We start from the raw sequence: 2,252 nt of genomic DNA, 5'->3' as shown, positions 1-2,252 counted from the left end.
ACCCCGACCCGCGCGCCTCGCTCGACGACGCGCTGATGCAATCCGGCTTCGACGTCAGCACCGCCGGCGACGGCATCGGCATGCACGCGGCGCTGGCCGAAGCGCCGCACGCGCTGGTGCTGCTCGACCTGCGCCTGAAGGACGAGCACGGCCTGGCGCTCGCGCGCGGCCTGCGCGAGCGGCACCCTGCGTTGCCGATCATCATGATCAGCGGCAGCAGCGACGAGATGGACCGCGTGCTGCTGCTCGAACTCGCGGCCGACGACTTCCTCGTCAAGCCGTTCAGCCCGCGCGAGCTGCTGGCCCATGTGCGTGCGGTGCTGCGCCGCACGCAGCCGGCGGCCACCGCCGCAGCGCCGGCCGAACCCGCGGCCCAGCTGCATTTCGGCGACTGGACGCTCGACCTGCGCGAGCGCGAGCTGCGCGCCGCCGATGGCAGCGCCTGCGCGCTGACGCCGGCCGAGTTCCGGCTGCTCGAGGCCTTCGTCAGCCAGCCGGGCAAGGTGTGGACGCGCGACCAGCTGCTGGAGCACACGCGCAGCCTGGAGACCGAGGTGTTCGACCGCAGCGTCGACGTGCTGATCCTGCGCGTGCGCCGCAAGATCGAGCCGAACCCGAAGCACCCGCGCTACATCTGCACCGAGCGCGGGCTGGGCTACGTCTTCGCGGCGCCGGTGACCCACGGGCATGAGCGCGCCACCTGAAGCGACACCCAGCGTCGGACCCCGTGCCCAGCGGGTCCGCACCCGGCTGATGGCTGCCTTCGTGATCCTGCTGGCTGCCGCGATCGCGCTGGCGATCGTCGGCTGGCTCGGCATGCAGCGCACGCAGCGCGAGCTCTCGGCCTACGAAGTCGAGGTGTTGCCGCAGATCGCGCAGGCGCTCGAACTCGCCGAGCGCACGACGCGCCTGGCCGCCACCGCGCCCGACCTGGCCGAGTCGCGCACGCCCGAGAGCCTGGACGCCAGCGCGACGATCGCGCGCGGGCTGATCAGCGAGATCCGCCAGCGCTCCGGCGAGATCGACGGCCAGGGCCCGCTGAAGGCCCGCATCGACCCGCTGATCGACCGCGGCGACATCAACCTGCTGCGCCTGGCCGAGCTGACGCAGCGGCGCCAGCAGGTGCGCCAGCGGCTGCAGACGCAGATGGAGCGGCTGGAGGACATCGGCAGCCGGCTGCACGCCCGCGGCACGCCGCCGCGCCACGGCGACCCGGTGCTGACGCAGGTGTGGTCCAGCCTGGTGCTGGGCGCGAGCGTCGACACGCCGGCCACGCTCGGGCGGCTGCAGGCCGATGTCGAGGCGCTGCTGATCGCCGCCGACCGGCGGGCCGCCTACGCCGGCCTCGGCGACGTGTTCCGCGCGACGCTGCGCGAGCTGTCGATCGGCCCGGCCGGCATCCTGCGGCTGCGCAGCGAGCAGATCAACCTCGACAGCCGCAGCGGCTCGCTGGTGCTGCTGACGCGCACCAACGCCGATGAACTCAGCGCGCAGGTCTCGCGCCACGTCGACACGCTGCGCGAGACCGCGCAGCGGCGCAGCGAAGGGGTCACGCGCGCGATCGCCTCCGGCAAGACCGGCCTGCTGCTGCTGACGCTGGTGTGCGGCGTGATCGCGCTCGGCGCGACCGCCTACGTGCACCGGCTGGTCGGGGGCGTCGAGCGGATCACCGCGGTGATGTCGCGGCTCGCGCGCGGCGACACCTCGGTGGCGACGCCGGCGACCGCCCGCCGCGACGAGCTGGGCGCGCTCGCCCGCACCTTCGAGGTGTTCCGCGACAACCTGCTGGCCAAGCAGCAGCTGGTGGCCGACCTGCGCCAGCAGGGCGAGCTGCGCGCCGCGGTGCACAGCAGCATGAACGACGGCCTCGCGGTGTTCGACCGCGACGGCCGGCTGCGGCTGTGGAACGAACCGCTCGAACGCATGCTCGCGATGCACGGCGTGCGGCCGGCTTCGGGCCAGCCACCGCGGCAGCTGATGGCGCAACTGGCCGGCGGCATCGCGTGGAGCGCGCCGGGCCTCACCGAGCGGCAGGCGCTGGCCGCCGGCGCGCTGCCGCCGTTCACCGCGCATGCGCACGTCGAGCTGTACCTGCCGGACAACCGCGTCTATGACGTGCGCAGCCGGGCGATGCCCGATGGCGGCGTCGTGAGCCTCGTCACCGACCTGACCGAACGCCGCGCGATCGAGGTGCAGCTGCAGCATGCGCTGCGGCTGGAGATGCTGGGCCAGCTGACCGGCGGCGTCGCGCA

2 protein-coding genes are annotated in these 2,252 nt (G+C 73.8%); both read left to right on the top strand.

Annotated features, from left to right (window positions below; genetic code table 11):
• Positions 1-704, top strand: a 704-nt coding sequence (locus AC1D01_RS31035; protein WP_477873300.1) for a winged helix-turn-helix domain-containing protein, incomplete at its 5' end; no start/stop codon positions are given.
• A gap of 49 nt (positions 705-753) precedes the next feature.
• Positions 754-2,252 (top strand): PAS-domain containing protein (locus tag AC1D01_RS31030; RefSeq protein ID WP_477873298.1); only part of this gene is annotated, 1,499 nt, incomplete at its 3' end.

It is taken from the genome of Rhizobacter sp. P3_B12 (assembly GCF_056402895.1).
Note: the sequence above shows the minus strand (reverse complement) of the source record. Positions and strands in the feature narration are given on the sequence as shown.